This is a genomic window from Achromobacter sp. ES-001 (genome assembly GCF_019448355.1).
GTDB classification, from domain to species: Bacteria; Pseudomonadota; Gammaproteobacteria; order Burkholderiales; family Burkholderiaceae_B; genus Achromobacter; species Achromobacter spanius_B.
This window is the reverse complement of the sequence record NZ_CP079940.1, coordinates 1,781,842-1,806,707: the sequence shown is the minus strand read 5'-3', so window position 1 is coordinate 1,806,707 and position 24,866 is coordinate 1,781,842. Positions and strand designations below refer to the sequence as shown.

The window sequence follows — 24,866 nt, the reverse complement described above, 5'->3', positions numbered from 1 at the left end:
GTCAGTGCGCCTCCTCGTCCGAGCCCATGTACGCGGTGATGACGCGTTCATCGCGCGACACGGCGGCGTAATCGCCTTGCGCCAGCACCGCGCCGCGTGCCAGCACGGTGATGGTGTCGGACAGGTCCGCCACCACGGACAGGTTGTGTTCGACCATCAGGATGCTGCGGTTCACCGCCACGCGCCGGATCAATGCGGCGATGCGGGCCACGTCTTCCTGGCCCAGCCCCGCCATGGGTTCGTCCAGCAACATGATGTCGGGGTCCAGCGCCAGCGTCATCGCGATTTCCAGCGCGCGCTTGCGGCCATAGGGCAGCATGGCCGCAGTCGTGTCCGCCAGATTGGCCAGGCCCACCGCGTCCAGCAGCTCCATGGCGCGTTCGTTCAGGCGGTCAACGCTACGGCGGCTGCGCCAGAAGCGCATGCCGTCGCCATGCTGGCGCATCAAGGCCACACGCATGTTCTGCAACACGGTCAGGCCCAGGAACACGGCCGAAATCTGGAACGACCGCACGATGCCCAGCCGGGCAATCTGCTCGGGTGCCAGCGCCGTGATGTCGCGCCCACGGTAATGGATGACGCCCGCGTCGGGCGTCAAAAACTTGGTCAGCAGATTGAAGCAGGTGGTCTTGCCGGCGCCATTGGGCCCGATCAAGGCGTGGATGGAGCCTTCGTGCAGGGCAAGGGTCACGCCATCGACGGCATTGAAGCCGCCGAAGCGCTTGACCAGCCCCTGTGCGGACAGAACCGCCGGGGTGCTTGGCGTCGTCATGGTGGGCCTCTTACATGCGGGCCAACAGGCCGCCGTCGATCGCCAGGACATGCCCGTTGACGAACGAGGCGGCCTTCGAGGCCAGGTACACCACGGCAGGCGCAACGTCTTGCGGCGTGGCCCAGCGGCCCACCGGCACCGAGGCCGACAGGAAGGTTTGGAAGTCGGGGTTGTCTTGCAGGCCCTGCGTGAAATCGGTGCGCACAAAGCCAGGGGCCAGCGCATTGCACGTGACGCCGCTGGCGCCGTATTCCACCGCCAGCGCGCGCGTGAAGGCGGCGATGGCGCCCTTGGCGGTGGCGTAGGCGGCAATGTTGGGCATGGTCGCCTGCCCCGCCACCGATGACATCAGCACGATGCGGCCGAAGCCGCGCTTGCCCATGCCCGGCAGCACGGCGCGCGCGCAATGAAACGCGCCGTTCACGTGCACGTTCTGTAAGGCCTGCCACTCGGCCGGCGTCATCTCGACAACGGGCTTGCGATTCTGGTTGCCGGCATTGCTGACCAATACGTCGATGGACAGGCCCGCGTCATCCAGACGCGCCACGGCGTCGGTCACGGCGCTCGCGTCGGCCACGTCAAAGGCCACGCCATGAGCGTCGATTCCCAGCGCGGCCAGCTTGGCGGCCGCGGCGTCGCAGGCGGCTTGCGACAGGTCGTTGACCACCACCCGCGCCCCCGCGCGGCCCAGCGCTTCAGCGATGGCGTAGCCCAGGCCCCTTGCCGCGCCCGTCACCAGCGCGACGCGCCCCGCCAGACCGAACGTCTGGTCCAGATAGTCGTGTTTCAAGCTTGTCTCCTTGTTTTATAGGCATCGGATCTCTAGGTCCGGCCTGTGTCGCCCCTGCTTCTTCGTACAAAACACGGTTGACATGAATCTCAATATACGCGACTATTTTTGAACACTCAATAACAAGATTTTTGCTTTATCTTCGATAACGAGTTCTGGCTAGGAGACAATCATGGCCCTCGAAACCCCCGGCTGCCCCGCCGCGAATGCGCTGCCGCCCCTGGCGTCGCGCTTTTTGAAAGTGGCCGACCTGCCCTGGAAACCCACGCAAGTGGAAGGCATCGACATGAAGGTGTTGATGCAGGACAAGGAAACCGGCTTGCTGACCGCCCTGTTCCGCTGGCAGCCCGGCACCGAACTGCCGCTGCACGAACACGTGGAAGTCGAACAGACCTATGTGCTGGAAGGTTCCATCGTGGACGCCGAAGGCGAGGTCTGCGCGGGTGACTACGTGTGGCGGCCACGCGGCAACCAGCACATTGCGCGCGCCCCTAACGGCGCGCTCGTCCTCAGCTTTTTCTTAAAGCCCAATCTGTTCATCGACGCCTACGCCGGCCAGACGCTGGAGTAAGCCCCGGCTTTTTCAACCCGCACGACCCCGCATGACCGCCCGGCACAGGGCGGCGCGCAAAAGAACAAGCCCCCAAGGAGACACCCCATGAAGACCCGTATCAAGAACAGCCTTGCCGCCTGCGTGCTGGGCGCCCTTTCCATTCCCGCCATGGCGCAGGTATCGGACGACGTCGTGAAGATCGGCGTGCTGGGCGATCAGTCCGGCATGATGGCGGACCTGTCCGGCAAGTTCGGCGTGGAAGCCGTAAAGATGGCCGTCGAGGATTTCGGCGGCAACGTGCTGGGCAAGCCCATCGAAGTGATTTCGGCCGACCACCAGAACAAGGTGGACATCGGGGTGTCGGTGGCGCGCCGCTGGTACGAGAACGACAAGGTGGACCTGATCCTGGACGTGCCCAACTCGGCCATCGCGCTGGCCGTGCAGGACCTGACCCGCCAAATGAAGCGCGTGGTCATCTTCACCAGCGCGGGGTCGGCGGACCTGACGGGCAAGGCGTGTTCGCCCAACGGCATGCACTGGACCTACGACACCTACGCCTACGCCACCGGCGTGGCCAACGGCGTGATCGAGGACGGCGGCAAAAGCTGGTTTTTCATTACTTCCGACTACGCGTTCGGCCACTCGCTGGAACGCGACGCCATGGCGGTCGTCAAGGCCAAGGGCGGCCAGGTGGTGGGCAGCGTGCGCCATCCCATCGCCAGCTCGGACTTTTCGTCTTTCCTGTTGCAAGCGCAAGCGTCAAAGGCGCAGGTCATCGGCCTGGCCAACGGCAGCGGCGACACCATCAACAGCATCAAGCAGGCCTTTGAATTCGGCATCATGGGCAGCAAGCAGCGAGTGGCCGCACTGTTCATGAGCATCGTCGATGTGCGCAGCGTGGGGCTGGAATACGCGCAAGGGCTGAACCTGGTCGAACCGTTCTATTGGGACCAGGATGACAAGGCGCGCCAATGGTCCGAACGCTATTTCAAGCGCACGGGCCGCATGCCGTCGATGGTGCAAGCCAGCAACTACAGCGCCACGATGCACTACCTGAATGCCGTCAAGGCCGCCGGCACAGACGCATCCGAACCCGTGCTGAAAAAGATGCACGAGACGCCCATCAACGACTTCATGACGGAAAACGGCCGCATCCGCGAGGACGGCCGCGTCATGCGCGACCTGTATCTGTTCCAGGTCAAGAAACCGTCGGAGTCCAAGCGCGATTGGGACTACTACAACCTGGTGCGCAAGATTCCGGCCGAACAGGCGTTCCGCCCGCTCAAGGACGGCGGCTGCTCGCTGGTGAAGTCGTGATGGACGGCGCGCAGTCGCTGTTGGCCGGCAAGCGCGCCGTGATCACGGGGGGCGCCAACCCCCGTGGCATCGGCGCGGCCGTTGTCGAGCTCTTCCTGGCGCAGGGCGCCAGCGTCGCGGTGCTGGACCACGCCTATCCCGAAGACGGCCCGGGCGCCCTGGTGGACGGCCGCGTCAACCTGCATTGCGACGTGTCGCGCGGCGCCTCGTGCGAGGCCGCGCTGGCGCGCGCCGTACAGGCGCTGGGCGGCCTCGACGTGCTGGTCAACAACGCCGGCATCGTGGCCGCCACGCGAATCTGGGATCTGCCCGAAGACGAATTCCGGCGCATGGTCGACGTCAACCTGACGGGCACCTACAACGTCACGCACGCCGCCCTGCCCGCGTTGCTGGAAAGCACGCGGCAACCGGCCATCGTCAACTTGGGGTCCACCGCCGCCCTGCGCGGCGGCGGCCTGCTGGGCGGCTCGCATTACGCGGCGTCCAAAGGCGGCGTCATCAGTTTCACCAAGGCGCTGGCGCGCGAACTGGGCCCACGCGGCGTACGCGCCAATTGCGTGGCCCCCGGCATTATCGAAACGGACATGACGCTGGGAAAATTCGGCGAAAATTGGGAACAAGAACTCAAACAGGGCATTCCGCTGCAACGTTTCGGCTCGCCCGCCGAGGTTGCCCAAGCCATTCTGTTCCTGGCCTCGGACCTGTCCTCTTATTCAACCGGCATCGTGGTCGACGTCAACGGCGGCTTCCACATTCACTAGGCACGTCCCCACGCAATGAGCACTCCCGACCGCATGCTGTCCATCCTTGACCTTTTTCGCGACGACACCACCGCCGCGTTCCAGGAGGACGTCATGGCCCATCTGGATTGCTCGCGCGCCACCGCGTATCGCTACCTGAAATCGCTGACGGAAAGCGGGCTGCTGGCGCCCACCGCGGGCGGGGCGTACGTGCTGGGCTCGCGCATCATCGAACTGGACCGCCATCTGCGCCAGCACGACCCGCTGATGCGCGCGGCGCGCGACGTCATGCGCGCCACGGGCGACGAACTGCACGCCAACCTGATGTTGTGCAGCTACTACGGCGACAAGGTCATGTGCGTGGACCGCTACTGGACCGACAACTCGATCGAATCGAGCTATGCGCGCGGCAGGCCGTTCCCGATGTTCCGGGGCGCGACGGCCAAGCCCATCCTGGCGAACCTGCCGCCCTACCAGTTGCGCAACCTGATGCTGTGGCACGCGGCCGAAATCCGCGAGGCGGGCCTGGGTGAAGACTGGGACGAATTTCGCGCCAACCTGAAACGGCTGCGCACGGCGGGCGTATGCGTGTCGCATGGCGAGGTCGACCCCGGCTTGATGGGGATCGGCGCGGCGATCTTCAGCCCCGAGCAAAAGGTGGTGGGCAGCCTGGTCTTCATTGCCGCCCAGGCAAACACGTCGGCATCGCGCCTTGAGGTCTTGCAGGCGCGCATCCAAGTGGCGGCGGCCGAAGTGTCCCAGAACCTGCAAGCCCCACAAAGCAACGGCGCGGCGGCGATCGGCATCATGCCGTCGCGGCCGCGCCGCATCAAGGCCCCCGCCGGTGCAACACCGGCGCGGACCAAAGCCTGATCAGGCCTTGTTGTAGCGTTCGACGCTGTTCACGATTTCTTCGTGAGCGGCGTCCACACCCTTCCAACCCTTGACCTTGACCCACTTGCCCTTTTCGAGATCTTTGTAGTGCTCGAAAAAGTGCTGGATGCGCGCGACGTCTTCGGTCGGCAGGTCTTCGTACGACTTGATGTTGCGGTACGGGGGGTACAGCTTTTCAATCGGCACGGCCAACAGCTTGGCGTCGCCGCCCGACTCGTCGTCCATTTCCAGCACGCCGATGGCGCGGCAGCGCACGACGGCGCCGATCTGGATCGGGAACGGGGTCAGGACCAGCACGTCGGCGGGGTCGCCGTCGTCCGACAGGGTTTGCGGGATGTAGCCGTAGTTGCACGGGTAGTGCATGGCGGTCAGCATGAAGCGGTCAACGAAAATCGCGCCCGTGTCCTTGTCGACCTCGTACTTGACCGGGTCGGCGTTCATGGGGATTTCGATGATGACGTTGAAGTCTTCCGGCAGCTTCTTGCCAGGGGAGACGCGATCAAGACTCATGATTCAACCTTGTTGTTTGTCTGAAGAAATGTTCAAAGCGAGCCGTCGTCCTTGAACGGCGGCTTGGTCGTCGGCACCGGCGCCGACGCCGGCGCGGGCGTGGGCTTGGCGGGGGCGGCGGGCGCCGGCGAATACGTAGGCACGGGTTCATCGAAAGCCGCCGCCGGAATCGGGGCGCTGTCGAAGTACTCGTCGATATCCGACGTGCCGCCGGCCAGCGGCGCGTCTTCGGGCGCCAGCGCGCGGTCGCGCTGGTCACGGCTGACGCGGGCGTCCGGGTCCAGCACGTAGTCAGAGGCCGAGGCCGCTACCGCGGGTGGCAACGACGGGTAGTCGCCGCCCACATCGGCATCGCCGTCCGTGTCCGACAAGCCCACCGCATAGCCGCCTTCGGCATCCACGCGGTACGGGTCCGATCCGGTGTCCGCCGCGGGCAAGGCCGCGTCGGCCGCCAGCACCGGCAGCGCCATGCTGGCCGCCGTGGCCAGGCGCCAGTGGCGCACGGCATCGGCGGGCCTATCCAGTCGGTCGTAAAGGCTGCCCAGCAACGCATGTGTTTGCGCATCGCTGCGGCGGCTGAGGCTGCGCAACAGGTATCGCTCGGCCTGGCCCCACAACTGGCCGTTCAGGCACAGCATGCCCAGCGCGGTCAGCAGATCGGGATCGGTCGGGCGTTGCTGCAACCAGGTCTCCGCCTTGGCCAGACGGCGCGACACCTGTTCGGCGTCGCAGCGGGCGTAGGCGGCCACCAGTGCGGGGTTGAACTTCACGGCGATGGCCGCTTCCAGCACGCGCGCCGCTTCGTTGGGCTCGCCGGCCGCGTCGAAGGCGGCGGCGCCAGCCAGCGCGATATCGGGCAGCAGGCGCTCTTCGGCCTTCAGATCTTTCCAGATGGCGCGCCACGCGTCGCTGTGGGCGGCCGCGCGCAGGCGTGCGGCGCCGGACGTATCGATCAACACGTCGGCCTCGGCACGGGCCAGGGCATTACGACGCACCAGCCCACGCGCAAGCGTGAAAACCTGCTCCTGGTGATGCAACGCGGTGTGCGCGCGCAGCAGCAGGCGCATCGTGTGCAGATGGCGCGCGCCGCCGTCAGCCAACGGCGCCAGTACCGCCAGCGCGCGCTCGGGGCGGCCCTGGTCCAGCAGCATGTCGGCCGACACGGTTGCCGTGGCTTCCGTCAGCCCAGGGTCGGTGCCGGCCTGTTCTTGCGCGGTGGCAAGCAGGCGGTCGCGCCGGTCGAATTCGCCCAGGCCATGCGCGGCGCGCGCCGCGGACAAGGCCGCCAGCACCCGGCGCGTTTGCACCTTGGTTTGGTCCAGCAGCTTGGTCAGGTCCTTCTCGGCGACTGCGTAGCGGCCCTCAAGCAGGCCGATCCAGCCGCGTTCCAGCAATTCGTGGTCACGCGCCTGTGCGCGCTTGCCGCGCCACACGCGAACGCGATCCGGAATGGCAAGCAGCCATGCCAGCAAACGCAAACCCACATAAAGCACGATGAAGGCGGCCACGATCAGCAGCACGGCCAACGTCAGCGACATCCCAATGCGCCACGGCCAGACCAGCAACAGCACGTTGCCGGAATGCGAGCGCAGCACCACCGCCAGGGCGACGGCGATGACGGCGAGCAGCAGTGTCCAGAACCAGGTACGCATAAGGCTCAATCCTGCCCGCTGTTCTTGAAGCCCGCGGCGCGCAAGGCGGCCACGGCATTCAGGCTGTCGGCCACGTCCGGCATGCGCACGGCGATGTCCGTCTGGGCCAGTTCACGCGCCAACGTTTGCGCGGCGACCGTATCGGGCGAACGGGAATCGAAGTACTTGGACAGGGTGACGCCGACGTTGTCGAGCTCGCTCTTCCAGACGGCGGGCTGACGCATCAGCATGGCCAACTGCACGGTCAACAGGCGCTGGCGCAGCGTGCCGCGCACCTGGTCGGCTTGCTCGGGCGACAGCAGCAAGGCGGCGGGTTCGTCAACGCGCTGAATGGTGATCAGGCCGCCAAGCTCGTGCGCCAGGGCCGAACCTGCACGGCCGGGCCACGACGCGACTTCGGCTCGCCAACGCTGCCACCAGGGCGCGTCGGCGGGCAAGCCGGCCTGCGGATCGATCGTCGGCGCGGGCGCGGCGGCGGGTTGGGCATCGCCCGTGGCAACCATGCCCGGCGCGGCGGAATCGGGCACCAGCAGCGGCGCCTTGTTGACCAGCGCCACCAGGCGTTCGATGCGCGCCGATTGCGCGGGAATGTCCACGGTGGAGACGGCGCGCAGGCGATCCAGGTCGCCGTTGATGGCTTGCTGAAGGCTTGAGAAGCGCGGACGGTCGGCGCGTGCCAGACGGGCCTGCGCGGTTTCCAGCGCAACGATGGCGTTGGACACGTTGCCGGCCAGGCGCAACTGCTGGTTGCCGATGGTCAACAGGCGTTCGACGTCGTTGGCCAGCAGTTCGTCGCTGGCGCTGTCGTTGAAGTTTTGCCAGGCCTGTTGCAGCGCGTTGTACTGGCTTTGGGTTTCGCGGACGGTGTCTTCAAGCTCGCCCACGCGGCCGGCTTGCGCTTGCGCCAGCGCCAGGGCCTCGCGCGTGTCCTTGCGCGCCTGCGCCACGTCGGCGGTCAGCGTGTCGATGCGCGTGGCAACCTCGCGGCCGGCGGACACAAATTGGGTGCGTTGCTTCCACAACGCGTAACCCAAGCCCACGGCAAGCAGGATGACGATTATCAGGGCGGTGACCAAGGGGCCGTTGCCGCGCTTGGCCGGACGGGCCTTGACGGGATCGGCCGGGGCCGATGCGGGCGCGCTTGCGCCCGGGGCGGCCGTGTGAACGACCGGATCGGTAGCGGGAGTCTTGTCTGTCATGACGCGATTGTATTCGGTGTCAGTCCGATGCAACGAATCAAGCAGCAACAAAAGCCTGGAATATCGACTCGTCGTTGGGCAAGCAGATTTTTACCATTGCTGGCCCGTCGGCGCCATGACAGGCCGGCGGCACGCGCCGCGTCAGCGTTGGATGCGTCAACACAAACTGGCACTGCCGCCACCACGCGGCCAGGCCCGCGGCGTCCAGATTTGCGCGCACGGCGTCGGCCCCTTCGCCGCTGGTGATAAGCCAGGTAGCCGATACGCCCGCCTCGGCCAAGCCGCGCAATCGCGCCAGCGCCGAGGCGTCCCAGACGGCGGGCCGCCGCAGATAGGCGGCGTAGCGCGTCACGGCTGCACCATGGGCCTGCAACTTGTCGCCCAGCCAGTCCCTGCCCTGCGTGCCACGCACGAGCAGCACGCGCGCCGGCAAGGCAGGCAAGCCGCATAACACGGCCCACAAGGCTTCGGAATCGTGGCTGGCAGCCTCGTCGCCAGGGTGCAGAACTGTTGTATTCGCGCCAAACGCGGGGGACTCGCGCAGCGCTTGGGCGCTGGCCGGGCCCACCGTGGCGGCAATCACCCCGGCGGGCCAGGGGCGCGGACCGTGCGCGGCAGCAAGTTGGCGCAAGTACTGCTTGGCCGCGTTGCCGCTGACGAACACGACCATGTCGAAGTCGTCCGGACGCGGCAATTGCGCGGCCGGGACATCAAGCGGGTGGATTTCCAGTGCTGGCAGAATGCAGGCGGACCAGCCGGCGTCGGTCAGACGGCCGGCCAGCGCCTCGTTGCGCCCTTCGGGCCGCGTCAGGACGGCGACTCGGGCGGGGGTGGACATCAGTCCGGCCGGGGCTCGGCTTGCAGCAGTTCCTGGAGGATAGCGGCGGCGCCGGCATCCAGCAGCTCTTGTGCGGCGGCTTCACCCAGGGCTTCGGCATCGGCCACCGGGCCGCTGCGGGTGGTGTGGACCATGCGTACGCCATCCGGCGAGGCCACCAAGGCGCGCAATGACAAGGTGTCGCCAGAGATTTGGGCAAACGCTGCCAGCGGCACCTGGCAGGAACCGCCCAGCCTGCGGGACACCGCACGCTCGGCCTGCACGCATGACGTGGTGGCCGCGCTGATCAACGGCGCGAGCCACGCGCGCATGTCGTCGCGGTCGTTACGGATTTCGATGCCCAAGGCGCCCTGCCCGGCGGCCGGCAGGCTGTCGGCCGGGTCCAGCAGGCTGCGGATGCGCGCCTGAAGACCCAGGCGTTCCAACCCCGCGGCGGCCAGCACGATGGCGTCGTACTCGCCCTTGTCCAGCTTGCCCAGACGCGTGTCGAGGTTGCCGCGCAGCGGTTTGACCACCAGTTCAGGAAAGCGCGCACGAATCTGCGATTCGCGCCGCAAGCTTGACGTACCCACGACCGCGCCCGCCGGCAGATCTGCCAGACAGGCGTAGCGATTCGATACGAAGGCATCGCGCGGGTCCGCGCGATCAAGAATGGCGCAAAGCTCGAACGGGGCTTGCAGATCCACCGGCACGTCTTTCAACGAGTGCACGGCAAGATCGGCGCGCCCGTCGAGCAACGCGTTTTCAAGTTCCTTGACGAAAAGACCCTTGCCACCGACCTTGGACAGGGTACGGTCCAGGATCTGGTCGCCTCGGGTTGTCAGGGTAAGAAGCTCAACCGCGCACGCCGGGTACAGCGTGCGCAGCCGGTCGCGCACATGCTCGGCTTGCCACAGGGCAAGCCGGCTGGCGCGGGTCGCGATGACCAGGCGTTGCGGAAGAGACACGTGCGGTCATCAAACGAAATTGGAGACGATGACCGTCGCGACTACCCCGAGGATGGCCAGCACGAAAAGGCCCTGAAGGAGGCTCAGGCCCGATTCGGATTGCTGGGGATCGACGGATCTACGCAGACTCATGTGCTGATTCCTTGGAAGCGGTTTTGCGGCTTGCCAGCCACCGTCCAAGGACAACAACGAGCAAGGCGCCGATAATTTCTGCAGCGATTTTAACCGTAGTCGGCTGAACACCGAATTGACGTTCGACAACCACATCGGTAATCAGCATGCCACCGGCGATCCAGCCCAGGAGCGCGGCGCCAAACGTAACCACCAAGGGATACTTGTCGATCAGCTTCAGGACCAGGGTGCTGCCCCAGATGATGATCGGCACGCTGACGATCAGGCCGAAGGCGACCAGGCCGATCTGGTGGTCGGCGTGGGCGTTCTGGGCCGCGCCGGCGATGGCGATCACGTTGTCCAGGCTCATCACGAAGTCGGCAATGATGATGGTCTTGATGGCGGCGGCGATGGACGTTCCGCCCTTCACGTTGCCATGGGCATCGTCTTCAGGGATCAAGAGCTTGACGCCGATCCAGACCAGCAGCAGACCGCCAACGACCTTCAGGAAAGGAATCGACAGAAGCGTCAATGCGAAAGCAATCAGCACGACACGCAGGATGATGGCGCCCGCGGTGCCCCAAAGAATGCCCTGCATGCGCTGCTTGGGCGCAAGGTTGCGGCACGCCAGCGCGATAACCACCGCGTTGTCGCCGCCGAGCAGGATGTCGATGAGGATGATCTGGAATACCGCTGCCCAACTCAGCGTCTGGAAAAACTCAAGCACTATGAACCCCCGAAGGCATTTATGAAAAGAAAGGCCGGTCCCGAGCCGGCCACCTCGCCGCGCGCTGCGCGGCGAGATCATTCAAACAACTAATTATTGTAATTCAGCTTTCATTCAGCTTTCTGGCGCATCAGCAAAACTTTACCAATTGCCAGCACCAGAATCGCGCCCAATGCACCCGTCATCAGTTCGAAACTGTGATGCGATACGCCCAGGGCCGCGTCGATACGCGCCACCGGCTCTTGCAAGGCGGGATCACCCACCAACAATTCGCCGGCGATAAAGCCCAGCAACGCCGCACCCACCCAGACGATGATCGGGAAGCGCTCGATAACCTTCAAAAGCAACGTGCTGCCGAAGATGACCAAGGGGATGCTGATGGCCAGGCCCAACACCAGCAAGGTCGTGTCGCCCATCGCCGCGGCAGCGACGGCCACCACGTTGTCCAGGCTCATGACCAAGTCGGCAATCATGATCGTGCGGATGGCGGTCAGCAGATTACCTTGCGTCTTGCCCGCGCCGTCGTCTTCGCCTTCCGGCAACAACAGCGTCACGCCGATGTAGACCAGCAGCAACGCGCCGATCAGCTTCAGGTACGGCAACAACAGCAACTTGGCCGCCACCAGGGTCAGCACGATACGCATGATGATCGCGGCGGCCGAGCCGATCGTGATCGCTTTCTTTTGCTGCGCCGGAGGCAGCGAGCGCGCCGCCAGCGCAATAACCACGGCGTTGTCGCCCGATAGCAGAATATTGACCCAAATGATCTGGAGCAGCGCTATCCAGAATGCCGCTGAACTGAGTTCCATGCCTCTCTTTCCTAGGTGTTGATCCCCCTAGGACGAACCAAATTAATGGATGAAAAAAACCAAAAGCCGTACTGACCGTCTTGGTGCGAGCCCGACGGCATTCTTGCTGGGTACGTGCGAAATTTCTTTCATTATAGTTTCGTTCAGCTTTCCGTATGTTTGGACGAACGCAGTTTGGACACGGGATTACCCTAGTAAAACCACAGAAATTTCGATCCGGACACGTGCCGAACGGACAAAAAAAAGCCCGCCGAAGCGGGCTTTCTTAAACGCAATGCTGTAAGACTTACAGCACCGACTTGAGCAGCTTGCCCATTTCGGAGGGGTTGCGCGTGGTGCGGATGCCGCAGGCTTCCATGACTTCCAGCTTGGCGTCGGCCGTGTCGGCGCCACCGGAGATCAGGGCACCAGCGTGGCCCATGCGCTTTCCAGGAGGAGCGGTGACACCAGCGATGAAGCCGACGACCGGCTTCTTCATGTTGTCCTTCGCCCATTCAGCGGCGTTGACTTCGTCCGGACCGCCGATTTCGCCGATCATGATGACGGCGTCGGTGTCGGGATCGTCATTGAACATCTTCAGGACGTCGACGTGCTTCAGGCCGTTGATGGGGTCGCCACCGATACCGACGGCGCTGGATTGGCCCAGGCCCAGTTCGGTGACTTGCGCCACGGCTTCGTACGTCAAGGTGCCCGAACGGCTGACGATGCCGATGCGACCCTTGCGGTGGATGTGACCGGGCATGATGCCGATCTTGATTTCGTCCGGCGTGATCAGGCCGGGGCAGTTCGGGCCCAGCAGCAGCGTCTTGCTGCCCTTGGCCTTCATGCGGTTCTTGACTTCCAGCATGTCACGGACCGGGATGCCTTCGGTGATGCAGATCACCAGATCCAGTTCAGCTTCGACGGCTTCCCAGATGGCGGCAGCGGCGCCGGCGGGCGGCACGTAGATGACGGACACGGTTGCGCCGGTGTCGGCCTTGGCTTCCTTGACGGAAGCGAAGATCGGCACGCCTTCAAAGTCTTCACCCGCTTTCTTGGGGTTCACGCCGGCCACGAAGGCGGCTTTGCCATTGGCATACTCACGGCACATACGGGTGTGGAACTGGCCCGTCTTGCCCGTGATGCCCTGGGTGATGACTTTGGTGTCCTTGTTAATCAGAATCGACATTTGTGAATCCTTGGCAATTTCTTTTACCGCCGGGCCGTCCCAAGGTGGAAAGCTCCCCCATGGGGGGCAGCAAGCCACGAAGGGGCGCGGCGAGGGGGCATATTTACTTGACGGCGGCTACGACGCGGGTGGCCGCTTCGGCCATCGTGTCGGCGCTGATGATCGGCAGGCCGGAGTCGGCCAGCATCTTCTTGCCGAGTTCTTCGTTGGTGCCCTTCATGCGCACGACCAGCGGCACGTTCAGGTTGACGGCCTTGCAAGCCGCGATCACGCCTTCGGCGATGACGTCGCAGCGCATGATGCCGCCAAAGATGTTGACCAGAATGGCCTTCACGCTCTTGTTCGCGAGCATGATCTTGAACGCTTCGGTGACCTTCTCGGCCGTTGCGCCGCCGCCGACGTCCAGGAAGTTGGCCGGCTCGCCGCCGAACAGCTTGATGGTGTCCATCGTGGCCATGGCCAGACCGGCGCCGTTCACCAGGCAGCCGATGTTGCCGTCGAGCTGGATGTAGGCCAGGTCGAACTTGCTGGCTTCGATTTCAGCGGGGTCTTCTTCGTCCAGGTCGCGGTAGGCGACGATTTCCGGGTGGCGGAACAGGGCGTTGGAGTCGAAGTTGAACTTGGCGTCCAGGGCGATGATGTTGCCCTTGCCGTCGCGGTTCAGCGGGTTGATTTCAACCAGCGACGCGTCGGTTTCCATGTAGCACTGATACAGCTTCTGGAACACGTCCACGGCTTGGGCGGTGGAGTCGGCGGGCAGGCCGATCGCGTTGGCGATCTTGGTGGCTTGCTCGGCCGACAGGCCGGTCAGCGGGTCGATGTATTCGGTGATGATCTTCTCGGGAGTGGAATGAGCCACTTCCTCGATGTCCATGCCGCCTTCGCTGGAAGCGATGAAGGCAACCTTTTGCGTGGCGCGGTCAGTGACCAGCGACACGTAGTATTCCTTTTGAATGTCGGCGCCGTCTTCGATGTACAGGCGACGGACCTTCTGGCCTTCCGGGCCGGTCTGGTGCGTGATCAGCTGCATGCCCAGGATTTCCGAGGCCAGCTTGCGCACGTCTTCCAGCGAGCGCGCCAGCTTGACGCCACCGCCCTTGCCGCGGCCGCCCGCGTGGATTTGCGCCTTGACGACCCAGACCGGTCCACCCAGCTTTTCAGCGGCAGCCACGGCCTCGTCGACGGAAAGAGCGGGGATCCCGCGCGGCACCGGGATGCCAAATTGCTTCAGCAGTTCCTTGCCTTGATACTCGTGGATTTTCATGTGTTACCTGTCAGGACGTATGAGAAAGAGAAGGTGAATCGGAGGACGAATCGGCCGATGCCTCAGCGCTACCCCCCGTGTACCACTTGGGATAGTGCTCAGCCACCACCGGGCCGCCAGTGCTTAGCGCATGACAGCCGTCCAGTTGGAATGGACGCCGGTTCGGGTTGGTTTCCTGCCGCCGGCGGTTGGCCATGGTCTGGACCGCCGCGGTGGGAAGCACCTGCGACAGCTCGGTCATGTGCGTACAGCCCGCCACGTGCCCGAACCGCTCCTTGACCTGGCGGCGGAATCCCTTAAGCAGATTCATGCCGATCAAATCAGTGTAAGCCGCCTCGATGGCCATGCAATGACCGCCATAAGGGGCCGCATCATAGACAGCCTGCGCGTCCACGATCGAGTATTCCTCGTCGATGGTGATGCGCAGGTGCATATGGTGGATGGGCTGCCCGGCCTTGAACATCTTGCCGTCGCTTTTGGGGAAATCGTACGCCTTGACGTCGATCAGCTCGGCTTCCAGGTCCCAATTGCCGTCCTCGCGCGCATACGACTGCACGCGTATGGAACGCGTGTGCAGCGGTTGGCGAGGGTAATCGGGCGGTGGCAAGGGCATGCTGGGGGCCTGCGGGGCGAAGATGGCCTGCGCATGGTGCGCGGCAACAAAACCTTGAAAGTATAGCGCAGGCGGCCTGGTAGCAAATGGCCGGTTTGCGGGGGCGGGCCATGCCGGCGCTCCCGCGCGCCACCCGGCTCACCCCGCCGCCCGCCCTGCCCGGCGCCCTCAGACTGTCCACGGTGTGGCCGGACTGCCCATCCACGCCTGCCCCGCCGGAATCGTCTCGCCCTTAAGCACCAGCGTCAGTGGCCCCAGGCGGGCGCCCGCTTCCACGTGGGTGCCGTACAGGATGGTGCTGCGGGGGCCGACGTTCACGTCCGGGCCGATATCGACCGGCCCGATTTTCATGACCCGGTCTTCGAACAGATGGGTCTGCGGCCCCGACCCGGCGTGCAGCACCGCATCGTCGCCGATCGACACGCAGTCGTACTCGGTGACGTCGGTCGTATCCATGAACACCCGCTTGCCGATGCGCGCCCCCAGGCAGCGCAGCGCCAGCGGCAACCACGGGGTGGCGCGCAGGAAATTGAAGAAGTTCGGCACCGCGATGGATTCATACAGGCTCGTCACCGCCTCGCTTTTCCACACAAACGGCGTCCACATCGGCTCGGCGCGCGGCCGGTAGCGGCCCATCAGCGCCCATTTGAGCAACACCACGAAAAGGAAGGTGCCCACGCCGTACAGCACGCCGGCCAGCATCAATTCGTCGAACGCGCCGATAAACCCGTCGACCGCCGCGATGGGAATGACGCGCATGACGGTCAGATAGCCCACCGCGATCACCACCGCCAGCGGCAGGATCATGCGCATGCCTTCGACCGCGCCGCGCGCCACCTTGCGGCCGGTGCTGGGCCGGAAGGTCAAGTGGGCGGGAAAGCCGGCCGTCTGCTCGCGCGCGGGCAGCGCCAGCGGCGGGTTGCCCAGCCATGTCTGACCGCTGGCCATCGCGGCATTGGCCGGCGCGCGGCTTTGCACGCCGATCAGGACGTCATCGGGCAACACCGATCCATCCGGCACGTACGCCCCGTTGCCCACAAAGCTGCGGTTGCCGATGACGGTCGGGCGCAAGCGCATCCAGCCCTGGTCGATTTCCTCGTCGCCCAGCATCACGCCGTCGGCAATGAAGCTGTCGCGCCCCAAGGTCAGCATGTCTGGCACGATGCCCATCGCGGTGGAAATCTCGGTGCCGCGCCCTACTTTCGCGCCCAGCAGTCGGTACCACGACCCGGCATAGATGGACGCATACAGGCCGTGCAGCACGCTGAGGCTGGCCTCCTGGATCTGATTGGTCAACCAACGGCGCAGATAGATCTGACCATATACCGGCCAGCGGCCGGCCGACAGTCTGGGCAGCAGAGACCAGCGCAGCACCGCGCACGCCAGCACGGTCAACAGCAAGAGCAAGGCGCTGGCCGGCAGCGCCAGCAGCAGATAGCACAGGAATGCGACGGGCCACGACGCGCGCGAGCCCATCAGGTCGAGCCAGCGCGCGTCGATCCAATCGATCAACACGAAGCTGGGAAAGACCGGCATGAAGAACAGCGCGGCGATCAGCGTGCCGCCCGCCGCGTAGGCCAGCACGTCCAGCCGGCGCCAGCGCCCTTCGCGCACGGGCCGGGGCGGCAGATCGGACGGCTGCGCGCGGGGGTCATGTCGCGCCGGCGCGCCCGTCCAGGTTTGCCCCGCGGGCACGCGCGTACCGCCGACCAGCGATGACAGCCCTTCCAGCCGCGCGCCTTCGCCCATCTCGACATCGCCTTGCAGCACCGAATACGAACCGACATAGGCGTTGTTGGCAAGCGTGATCGGGCCGACTTCCCAGATGCCGCCGCGCACGGCGAAGTTTTCAAGATTGACGGCGGCGCCGATGCTGACGCCATCGCCCACCGTCAGCAGGTCTGGCGCACGCACCGACACCCGACTGATGGCAGCGTCGCGGCCGATGCGCGCGCCCAGTGCCCGCAGATACCAGACTTGAAGCGGCGAGCCCGCCAGCAGGTGCGCGGGCGGAATATCCAGAATGCGGTCGACCAGCCACCAACGATAAAAGCGCCAGCCATACAACGGATAGCGGCCCGGCTTCTGGCGGCCGACAATCGCCCATTTACAGGCGACGGCCACGGCAAAGCTCAGCAGGTTGCAGGCCAGGTAGCTGGCGATGGACCAGGCAACGGCACGCCAGACCGAATCGCCATCGTCACCGGTCAGGTAGTGATAGGTGAAAAACGGCGTCAGCCAGATCAGCATGCGCACGCCGATCAACAATGGCAGCGCGGCCAATTGCGCCAGGCCGCACGTCCAGCGGCGCCATTCCGGCGCGCGGGCGGGCGAGGCGTCTTGCGCGGCGTGCACGGCGGTGGTTGCCGTAACAGTGGACGCAGAGGCCGCGGTTGCGGTTGCGGTTGCGGTTGCGGTTGCGGTTGCGGTTGCCGTTGCCATCAACGCATCCAGGCGCGCGGCCAACGCGCCCACGCCAGCATGCTGATATAGCTCGTGCATGCTCAGCGCTGACAAATTCGGATGCTTGCGCAGCGACGAAACCAGCCGCGCGGCCAGCAGGGAATGGCCGCCCAGATCTCGGAAGAAGTCGCTGGCCAGATGCAGCGGCTGCCCCGGAAACAACGGACGCAGCGCATCGAACAACGCGCGCTCGCCCGCCGTGACGGGCTCGTCGTCTTCCGTGGACGGTTGCTGCGCGTTGCCCAGCTCGCGCGACCGCAGCGTCTTGCGGTCGATCTTGCCCGATGTCAGCCGCGGCACCTCGGCCACGAATTCAAAGCGGGCCGGAATCATGTACGCCGGCAGCTCTTGTGACAAGGCGGCGCGCAAGGCGTGCGGATCCAGGCGCGCGTCGCTTTCCGGCATTACGAACGCCACCAATTGGTCGATACCGGCAAGATCGCGCAACACCACGGCGGCGGCGCCCACGCCGGGTTGGCGATACAGCGCCGCCTCGATCTCGCCAAGCTCGACGCGAAAGCCGCGCACCTTGACCTGATCGTCGCTGCGCCCAAGGCAATGGATCTGCCCGTGCTCGTCGATGCGCGCCAGATCGCCGCTGCGATACATGCGCGTGTCATGACTGCCGCTGGGCCGAGGATTGGCCAGGAATTTTTCCGCCGTGAGCGCCGGCCGACCCAGGTAGCCGTCGGCCACGCCGGGGCCCGTGATGCACAGCTCGCCGACCTGCCCCGCTGGCAGCACCGCGCCGTCATCACCGCGCACCAGCATGCCGTAATTGGGCAGCGGCACACCGATCGTCACCGCTTGCCCCGGCATGAGCTCGGCCACGCTGGCGGACACGGTGGTTTCAGTCGGCCCGTACGTGTTGAACAAGCGACGGCCGGGCGTGGCCCAGCGCGGCACAAGAAAGTCGGGGCACACTTCGCCGCCCAGGTTCACGATGCGCAAGCCGGGCACGTCGCGCGCGAACAAAGCCAATAGCGTAGGCACCGCATGCAGCACCGTGACGCCTTCGCGCACCAGCGCGTCGGGCAGCCCTTCGGGGTCGGTCGTCAACATCTTGGGCGCCACCCACAGGCTGGCACCCACCAGGTAGCTGATCCAGATTTCCTCGAACGACATGTCGAACGCCACCGAGAAGCCCTGATAGACCTTGTCGTCCTGGCGCACGCCCAACACTTCGTTTTCGCTGCGCAGGAAATGGCAGATGCTGGCATGCGTGATCGGTACGCCCTTGGGCTTGCCGGTTGAGCCAGAGGTGTAGATCACATAAGCGGGGTGTTCAGGCCGCAGCCCTGCGCGCCGGTTCAGTGCGCCCTGGACGGGAACGGCCAGCGCCCACGGCGTCCAGGTGACCATGCCATCCAGACGCACGTCCGCGCTGGCGATCAGGCCATTCGCGCCAGCGTCCTGCAAACACACCAGCATGCGGTCCGGCGGCGTGTCGGCTTCAAAGGGCAGCCAGGCCGCGCCGGCCAACGCGATGGCCGCCTGCATCACCAGCAGGTCGGCGCCGCGCGGCAAGCACAAGCCGACGATATGCCCGGGCCGCACGCCCGCCTGAATCAGATGGTGCGCGGCAAGCGATGCGCGTTGGCCCAGCGTGTCGTAGCTTAGTGTTTGATCCTGCCAGTGGATGGCGATGGCGGCGGGGTGCCGCAGGATCGTGGCTTCCAAAATATCGGGCAGCGTTTCCGCAAGAAGCAGATCCGGCCGATAAGGGCCTTGGAGAATCATAGGGACGGCGACAATCCGGCAGCAAAGAATAGGAGGCAACTAACGCAGCAGCCATGGCATGGGCGGCTGCCGATGCCAGGGTGGCTTAATGGACCAGCGCCGCGAAAATTCGTTCACGCCCGCGCATTAAAAAAACCCCTTGCGCAATGCCGGCGGCATCACGCAAGGGGTTGTTGGCGCCGCCCCGTTTGAAGCCAGGCGGGCCGGTGACGGTTTGGCGTCAGGCCGATTGGCGCAGCGCGCGCGCCGCCTGCACCATGCCGATCAGCGCGGCTTCGGTTTCAGGCCAGGCACGCGTCTTCAGGCCGCAGTCAGGATTCACCCACAGGCGTTCCTTGGGCAGGCGGGTCGCCGCCTTTTCCATCAAGCCAACCATCCAATCGACGTCCGGCACGTTGGGCGAATGAATGTCGTAGACGCCGGGGCCGATGTCGTTCGGATAATCAAAATCTTCAAACGCCTTCAGCAATTCCATGTTCGACCGCGACGTTTCTATCGTGATCACATCGGCGTCCATGGCGGCGATGGATTCGATGATGTCGTTGAATTCGGAATAGCACATGTGAGTGTGGATCTGCGTTTCATCGCGCACGCCCGCCGTCGCCAAGCGGAAGCAATCCACCGCCCAATCCAGGTACGCCTTCCAGTCGGCGCGACGCAGCGGCAGGCCTTCGCGGATGGCAGGCTCGTCGATCTGGATAACGCTGATGCCCGCGGTTTCCAGGTCCACCACTTCGTCGCGCAGCGCCAGTGCCAACTGGCGGCAGGTTTGCTCACGCGGCTGGTCGTCGCGCACGAACGACCATTGCAAGATGGTGACCGGGCCGGTCAGCATGCCCTTGACCGGCTTGTCCGTCAGCGATTGCGCGTACGACGACCAACCCACCGTCATCGGGGCGGGCCGGGCCACGTCGCCAAAAATGATCGGCGGCTTGACGCAACGCGACCCATAGCTTTGCACCCAACCGTTCCTGGTGAACGCAAAGCCGGCCAGCAGTTCGCCAAAATACTCCACCATGTCGTTGCGCTCGGGTTCACCGTGCACCAAGACATCCAGGCCCACCTTTTCCTGGAAGCGGATGACTTCTTCGATTTCCTTGCGGATGGCGTTCTCGTAGCCCGAATCCGTCAGCGCGCCGGCTTTCCAGTCGCGACGCAACGCGCGAATTTCGGCGGTCTGCGGGAACGATCCGATCGTGGTGGTCGGGTACGCGGGCAGGCCCAGCTGTTCTTGCTGGCGCGCAATGCGGCCGGCAAACGGTGCGCGGTCTCGCGACACGGCGGTCGCGCCGGCCATGCGCTGGCTCACGAGCGGGTTGTGAATGCGCGGCGACGAACGGCGAGCAGCCAGCGCGGCGCGTTGCTTGATCAGCCCATCCTGCACAGAGGTGTCGGTGGCGTTGTTCAACGCGCGACCCAACAAGTTCAGCTCTTGCAGTTTTTGCGCCGCAAACGACAGCCAGCTCTTGAGTTCGGCATCCAGCTCCGTTTCATTAGCCAGGTCTACCGGCACATGCAGCAGCGAGCACGACGGGGCCAACCACAGACGGTCGCCCAGTTGTTGCCTGATGGGTGCCAGCGTGGCGATAGCCGCGTCCAGGTCCGTGCGCCAGATATTGCGGCCGTTGATGACGCCGGCCGACAGCACCTGGCCGGCGCGCAAACCGGCCACGACGTCATGCAATTGTTCGGGTGCGCGGACCAAGTCCACGTGCAGGCCCGCCACGGGCAGCGCTTGCGCGGTGGCCAGGTTGTCTTTCAGGCCGTCAAAGTAGGTAGCGATCAGCAGCTTGACCGGGCTGGCCGCCAACGTGGCGTATACCGATTCGCAGGCATCGCGCCAGGCTTGGGGCAGGTCCAGCACCAGGATGGGCTCGTCGATCTGCACCCATTGCACGCCCTGCTTGGCAAAACGCGCCAACACTTGCTGATACACCGGCAGCAACGCAGCCAGCAGTTGCAGCTTGCCTTCGTCAGCGGCGCCACCGGCGAACGCGTCGCCCTTGCCCTGGTACAGCCACGTCAGCGGGCCGGGGATCACGGGCTTGACCTCGTGGCCCAGCGCCTGCGCTTCCTGGACTTGTTCGAACAGCGATTCGCGGGCGATGCGGAACGTCTGGCCGGGCACCAGTTCCGGCACGATGTAGTGATAGTTGGTGTCGAACCACTTGGTCATCTCGCAGGCGGCGGCGGGTTTGCCCGACGGCGCGCGGCCACGGCCCATGCGAAACAGCGTGTCCAGCGACACTGCCTCGTTGTCCTTCTGGCCAAAGCGCGCGGGCACGGCGCCCAGCAGCGTGGTCCATTCCAGGATCTGGTCGTACCAGGCAAAGTCTCCCACCGGCACAAACTTCAAGCCGGCGGCGGCTTGCAGCTTCCAGTGCCGGGCCCGCAACTCGCGGCCCGTCTCTTCCAGCGCTTGCGCGGTTTGCTTGCCAGCCCAATAGGCCTCGACCGCGCGCTTCAATTCGCGCTGGGCGCCGATTCGGGGGAACCCCAGATTATGAATAGTAGTCATGAGAACACCGCCGTTAGACAAAGTTTGTTCAAGTGATGACCATTGTGCAGGCAAACATACATGAAGCAAAATCAATCTCTACATGGATAAGATGAGTATTTCTCATATACTAGGGCGATCATTCCGCGTCGGCCCGTCCTTCCCATGCTAGAAATCCGCCATCTTGAAACGCTTACCGCCATCCGCGAGGGCGGCAGTCTGCAAGAAGCCGCCGAAAGGCTGCACTTGACGCAGTCGGCCCTGTCGCATCAATTGCGCGACCTGGAAACCCGGCTGGGCACGCCGCTGCTGAACCGCCGCACCCGCCCCGCCCGCCTGACCACGGCCGGCTTGCGCGTGCTGGCGCTGGCGGATGAAGTCCTGCCCCGCATTCGCGCAACCGAACGCGACCTGCAACGGCTGGCGGCCGGCCGCGGCGGCAGACTGCATCTGGCAATTGACTGCCATTCCTGCTTTCAGTGGTTGATGCCGGCGCTGGACGCATTCCGGGTGCAGTGGCCCGACGTCGCGCTGGACCTGTCGGCGGCGTTTTCCTTCGCCCCCCTGCCCGCCCTGGTGCGCGGCGATTTGGACTTGGTGATCACGTCGGACCCGCAACCGCTGGACGCCGTGGAATACCTGCCCTTGTTCAAGTACGAACTGGTGTTGGCGGTGTCGGAAGCGAACCCGTTGGCCGGCAACAAATTCATCATGCCGGACCAGCTGGCGGACCAGACGCTGATTACGTATCCGGTGGACAAACAACGCCTGGACGTCTTCACCGCGTTTCTGGACCCCGCCGACGTCGAGCCCGCCGCCATTCGCAAGGCCGAACTGACCCCGATCATTGCGCAGCTGGTCGCCAGCAACCGTGGCGTGGCGGCCTTGCCGAACTGGGCGCTGACGGAATACATGAACCAGGGCTGGTTGCGGCTGTGCCGGCTGGGACCGCAAGGCGTTTGGCGCACGCTGTATGCGACCGTGCGCAGCGAAGATACGGACGCGTCCTACATCGACGAATTCCTGACCATTACGCGCGACGTATGCTTCAAGACGCTGTCGGGCATCAAGTCGGCAAAGACGTGAAAACGCCGCCCGGGGGGGCGGCGTCCATGGGGCGGCAGCGACGGGCCATCTTCGCGGGGCCGCGCAAGATCCGGTCAATCGCCGTCGCCGTCGCCTTCGCCTTCGCCCAAGATTCGACGGATGACGTCATGCGCGAAGCCCCGGCTGGCCAGAAAGCGCGCCTGCTTGGCGTATGCCGCGCGGTCTGGCGGCTTGGCGTCGAAGCGTTTTTTCCAGACCTCCAGCGCGCGGTCGTATTCGGTGGCGCGCAGTTGTTCGCGCAATTCGGCCACCTGCGTATCGTCCACGCCGTGCTGGCGTAGTTCCTGCACGATGCGCGCCGCGCCTTGGCGCGACGCACGCCGATGCACCAGGCTTTGTGCGAACCGTTCGGTGGACAGCCAGCCTTCTTTTTCCAGCGCATCCAGCACGCTTTCGATTTCATTGGCGTCTTCGGCGTAGGCGACCAGTTTGCGCGCCAGTTCCTCGCGGGCGTGCTCGCGGCGCGACAGATATCCCACCGCGCGCATTTTCAGCGACGGGCCCTTGCGGGCAGGCTTGGCCGCATCACCGGCGTTGTCACCTGTTGGCGACGTGTCAGAGGTGTCCGGCGTATCCGAGGTGTCGGAAGTGTCCTGGGGACGCGATGTCCGCGATGTACGCGAAGTACCCGACATACCCGACATACCCGACGTACGTGACGTGCGGGAAGTGCGGGGCTTCAGCGCGCGCTGCTCGGAACTGCGCTGCCAGACATCTTTGTCGGCGGCGGGCTCGGCCGCTTCCTGTTCGCGCCGCGCGTCCGAACTGCGTCGCAAGCCTTGCGGCTTGGCGACGGTTTCAAACTCGTCATCCAACTTGGCGCGTAGGCGGTCGGCTGACGCGGGGGTCGATTTCCAGCTCATGCGCTTTCTGCCTTGGTCAAGGACGGACGCCGGATCGATAAAGACGCGGCGAACCCTGTCCGACGAATAATGCAAAACGGCAGGCCCGTCATGGCGCCTGCCGTATCTGACTGTGCGGCATCACCGCCCAGCCCCGCTGCGATAAGCCTGTCCGCCGCCCCTGGCGACACTGCGCCCGCGGCAGGCGGAAGGCTTATTCGGCGGTGTCTTCCGCCGTGGGCACGAATTCAGCGGCGCGGCTGACGATGCCCTGGTTCTCGCGAACTCGGTTTTCGATTTCGATCGCCATGTCGCGGTGCTCTTTCAGGTATTCGCGGACGTTGTCCTTGCCCTGGCCGATGCGGTTGCCGTTGTAGCTGTACCACGCACCCGACTTGTCCACCACATTGGCGGCCACGCCCAGGTCGATGATTTCGCCTTCGCGCGAAATACCGGCGCCGTACATGATGTCGAATTCCGCTTGCTTGAACGGCGGCGCCACCTTGTTCTTGACGACCTTGACGCGGGTTTCGTTGCCGACGACCTCGTCACCCTTCTTGATGGAGCCGATGCGGCGGATGTCCAGGCGCACCGACGCGTAGAACTTCAGCGCGTTGCCGCCCGTGGTGGTTTCGGGGTTGCCGAACATGACGCCGATCTTCATGCGGATCTGGTTGATGAAGATGACCATGCAGTTGGTGCGCTTGATCGTGGCGGTCAGCTTGCGCAGCGCCTGGCTCATCAGACGGGCTTGCAGGCCCGGCAGGGAATCGCCCATTTCGCCTTCGATTTCAGCCTTGGGCACCAGCGCGGCCACCGAGTCGATGACGATCAGGTCAACCGAACCCGAACGCACCAGCGCATCGGTGATTTCCAGCGCTTGCTCGCCCGTGTCGGGCTGCGAGATCAACAGGTCCGTCAGGTTCACGCCCAGCTTGTTGGCGTATTGGACGTCCAGCGCGTGCTCGGCGTCGACAAAGGCGCAGGTGCCACCGATTTTTTGCATTTCGGCGATGACTTGCAGCGTCAGCGTGGTCTTGCCCGACGATTCCGGGCCGTAGATTTCGACCACACGGCCGCGCGGCAGGCCGCCGACGCCCAAGGCGATGTCCAGACCCAACGACCCCGTGGAAACCACCTGGATATCGTGCGAGACCTCGTTATCGCCGTAACGCATGATCGAGCCCTTGCCGAACTGCTTTTCGATCTGCGAAAGCGCGGCGGCAAGCGCCTTGGCCTTTTCCGATGCGGCGGCCTTGGTGGTTTTGTCGTCCATGTAAAGTCCTGTCTGTGACGTATCTGGTGGTTGCGGC

Annotated in this window: 22 protein-coding genes; 5 read left to right on the top strand and 17 right to left on the bottom strand. The window is 64.8% G+C overall.

The window, feature by feature from the left end; genetic code table 11:
- Window position 1: 1 nt before the first annotated feature.
- Complete coding sequence (locus KYT87_RS08070; protein ID WP_104143218.1) at window positions 2-772, bottom strand: ABC transporter ATP-binding protein; 771 nt, start codon at window positions 770-772, stop codon at window positions 2-4.
- A gap of 10 nt (window positions 773-782) precedes the next feature.
- Window positions 783-1,562 carry an SDR family NAD(P)-dependent oxidoreductase gene (locus tag KYT87_RS08065; protein ID WP_219991971.1) on the bottom strand — a complete coding sequence of 260 codons (780 nt, stop codon included), beginning with the start codon at window positions 1,560-1,562 and terminating at the stop codon, window positions 783-785.
- Between the two features lie 172 nt (window positions 1,563-1,734).
- Here KYT87_RS08065 and KYT87_RS08060 point away from each other — a divergent pair, with 172 nt between their 5' ends.
- The 4 genes from KYT87_RS08060 (at window position 1,735) to KYT87_RS08045 (ending at window position 5,045) form a co-directional block, all read left to right on the top strand.
- Entirely contained in the window at window positions 1,735-2,133 is a 399-nt protein-coding gene (locus tag KYT87_RS08060) for a cupin domain-containing protein (RefSeq protein WP_046802837.1), read from the top strand.
- 87 nt (window positions 2,134-2,220) lie between these two features.
- On the top strand, window positions 2,221-3,432 hold the full coding sequence (locus tag KYT87_RS08055; RefSeq protein WP_046802836.1) for an ABC transporter substrate-binding protein: 1,212 nt from the start codon (window positions 2,221-2,223) through the stop codon (window positions 3,430-3,432).
- Entirely contained in the window at window positions 3,432-4,193 is a 762-nt protein-coding gene (locus KYT87_RS08050) for an SDR family NAD(P)-dependent oxidoreductase (protein ID WP_046802835.1), read from the top strand. The genes KYT87_RS08055 and KYT87_RS08050 overlap by 1 nt, the downstream gene beginning before the upstream one ends.
- 15 nt (window positions 4,194-4,208) lie before the next feature.
- Window positions 4,209-5,045 (top strand): IclR family transcriptional regulator, encoded by an 837-nt coding sequence (locus tag KYT87_RS08045; protein WP_046802834.1) that lies wholly within the window; start codon window positions 4,209-4,211, stop codon window positions 5,043-5,045.
- On the opposite strand, the gene ppa is transcribed toward KYT87_RS08045, so the two are convergent.
- The 13 genes from ppa to metE all read right to left on the bottom strand — a co-directional run bounded on the left by ppa (window position 5,046) and on the right by metE (window position 21,625).
- Window positions 5,046-5,576, bottom strand: coding sequence for an inorganic diphosphatase (gene ppa, locus KYT87_RS08040; protein ID WP_046802833.1), 531 nt, complete (start codon window positions 5,574-5,576; stop codon window positions 5,046-5,048).
- Window positions 5,577-5,608: 32 nt separating this feature from the next.
- Window positions 5,609-7,228, bottom strand: a complete 1,620-nt coding sequence (locus tag KYT87_RS08035; RefSeq protein ID WP_046802832.1) for a heme biosynthesis HemY N-terminal domain-containing protein — start codon at window positions 7,226-7,228, stop codon at window positions 5,609-5,611.
- Between the two features lie 5 nt (window positions 7,229-7,233).
- Complete coding sequence (locus KYT87_RS08030) at window positions 7,234-8,427, bottom strand: uroporphyrinogen-III C-methyltransferase (protein WP_046802889.1); 1,194 nt, start codon at window positions 8,425-8,427, stop codon at window positions 7,234-7,236.
- 37 nt (window positions 8,428-8,464) lie between these two features.
- The gene (locus tag KYT87_RS08025; protein WP_046802831.1) at window positions 8,465-9,265 is read right to left on the bottom strand and encodes a uroporphyrinogen-III synthase; all 801 of its coding nucleotides are present in this window, start codon (window positions 9,263-9,265) and stop codon (window positions 8,465-8,467) included.
- Window positions 9,265-10,212 (bottom strand): hydroxymethylbilane synthase, encoded by a 948-nt coding sequence (gene hemC, locus KYT87_RS08020; RefSeq protein ID WP_046802830.1) that lies wholly within the window; start codon window positions 10,210-10,212, stop codon window positions 9,265-9,267. The genes KYT87_RS08025 and hemC overlap by 1 nt, the downstream gene beginning before the upstream one ends.
- A gap of 9 nt (window positions 10,213-10,221) precedes the next feature.
- The gene (locus KYT87_RS29735) at window positions 10,222-10,344 is read right to left on the bottom strand and encodes a hypothetical protein (protein ID WP_006218348.1); all 123 of its coding nucleotides are present in this window, start codon (window positions 10,342-10,344) and stop codon (window positions 10,222-10,224) included.
- The gene (locus KYT87_RS08015) at window positions 10,331-11,050 is read right to left on the bottom strand and encodes a TerC family protein (RefSeq protein ID WP_039883011.1); all 720 of its coding nucleotides are present in this window, start codon (window positions 11,048-11,050) and stop codon (window positions 10,331-10,333) included. The genes KYT87_RS29735 and KYT87_RS08015 overlap by 14 nt, the downstream gene beginning before the upstream one ends.
- A 110-nt stretch (window positions 11,051-11,160) precedes the next feature.
- Entirely contained in the window at window positions 11,161-11,859 is a 699-nt protein-coding gene (locus KYT87_RS08010) for a TerC family protein (RefSeq protein WP_046802829.1), read from the bottom strand.
- 286 nt (window positions 11,860-12,145) lie between these two features.
- Window positions 12,146-13,027, bottom strand: coding sequence for a succinate--CoA ligase subunit alpha (sucD, locus tag KYT87_RS08005; protein WP_006218345.1), 882 nt, complete (start codon window positions 13,025-13,027; stop codon window positions 12,146-12,148).
- A gap of 103 nt (window positions 13,028-13,130) precedes the next feature.
- Window positions 13,131-14,291, bottom strand: coding sequence for an ADP-forming succinate--CoA ligase subunit beta (sucC, locus tag KYT87_RS08000; RefSeq protein ID WP_046802828.1), 1,161 nt, complete (start codon window positions 14,289-14,291; stop codon window positions 13,131-13,133).
- Between the two features lie 10 nt (window positions 14,292-14,301).
- A complete protein-coding gene (locus KYT87_RS07995; RefSeq protein ID WP_046802827.1) occupies window positions 14,302-14,904 on the bottom strand; it encodes a DUF2889 domain-containing protein in 603 nt (200 codons plus the stop codon).
- Between the two features lie 168 nt (window positions 14,905-15,072).
- Window positions 15,073-19,107, bottom strand: coding sequence for a Pls/PosA family non-ribosomal peptide synthetase (locus KYT87_RS07990; protein WP_219991970.1), 4,035 nt, complete (start codon window positions 19,105-19,107; stop codon window positions 15,073-15,075).
- A 220-nt stretch (window positions 19,108-19,327) separates the two neighbouring features.
- The gene (gene metE, locus KYT87_RS07985) at window positions 19,328-21,625 is read right to left on the bottom strand and encodes a 5-methyltetrahydropteroyltriglutamate--homocysteine S-methyltransferase (RefSeq protein WP_219991969.1); all 2,298 of its coding nucleotides are present in this window, start codon (window positions 21,623-21,625) and stop codon (window positions 19,328-19,330) included.
- Window positions 21,626-21,769: 144 nt separating this feature from the next.
- On the opposite strand from metE, the gene KYT87_RS07980 reads away from it, so the two are divergent.
- Window positions 21,770-22,690, top strand: coding sequence for a LysR family transcriptional regulator (locus tag KYT87_RS07980; RefSeq protein ID WP_104143206.1), 921 nt, complete (start codon window positions 21,770-21,772; stop codon window positions 22,688-22,690).
- A gap of 74 nt (window positions 22,691-22,764) precedes the next feature.
- On the opposite strand, the gene recX is transcribed toward KYT87_RS07980, so the two are convergent.
- On the bottom strand, window positions 22,765-23,574 hold the full coding sequence (gene recX, locus KYT87_RS07975; RefSeq protein ID WP_219991968.1) for a recombination regulator RecX: 810 nt from the start codon (window positions 23,572-23,574) through the stop codon (window positions 22,765-22,767).
- 193 nt (window positions 23,575-23,767) lie between these two features.
- Complete coding sequence (recA, locus tag KYT87_RS07970) at window positions 23,768-24,829, bottom strand: recombinase RecA (RefSeq protein ID WP_006218338.1); 1,062 nt, start codon at window positions 24,827-24,829, stop codon at window positions 23,768-23,770.
- Between the last annotated feature and the right edge of the window lie 37 nt (window positions 24,830-24,866).